Consider the following 424-nt stretch of genomic DNA (forward strand, 5'->3'; position numbering starts at 1 on the left):
GAACTGAAGGTCAACCTGCCGACCGCCGAGGCTGAAAAGGCCACCGAGCGCCCGGGTCAGATCGTCGTGTCCGTCACCGCCAACGGCGTCTACTCCGTCGACAAGCAAGTGCTCGACACCCGCGATGTCACCAGCTTGGCCGATGCCCTGCGCAATGCCGCAGGTAAGGCCGGCGGCCCCGAGCCCATCGTCATCGTCAACGCCGATGCGCAGGCCGCACATCAGGCGGTGGTCAATGTGATGGAAGCGGCGCGGGTGGCCGGTCTCTCGCACCTGACCTTCGCCACGCAAACCGGCAACGCCCGCTAAGAGACCCGTCTCTCAACCACCATCACGCCGCATGCCCGTCGCCCAGCACCGCCTCGCCAGCTTCGTCACCCGCCAATGGCAGCAACGCGGCTGGTTTGCGTGGGTGATGTGGCCG

Annotated in this window: 1 protein-coding gene; it reads left to right on the forward strand. The window is 66.7% G+C overall.

Annotation, left to right across the window (positions count from 1 at the left end; all coding sequences use genetic code 11):
• Positions 1-309, forward strand: a 309-nt coding sequence (locus GV818_RS33825; protein ID WP_161778758.1) for an ExbD/TolR family protein, incomplete at its 5' end; no start/stop codon positions are given.
• Between the last annotated feature and the right edge of the window lie 115 nt (positions 310-424).

Source organism: Pseudomonas sp. Fl4BN1 (assembly GCF_009908285.1).
Classification (GTDB): domain Bacteria; phylum Pseudomonadota; class Gammaproteobacteria; order Pseudomonadales; family Pseudomonadaceae; genus Aquipseudomonas.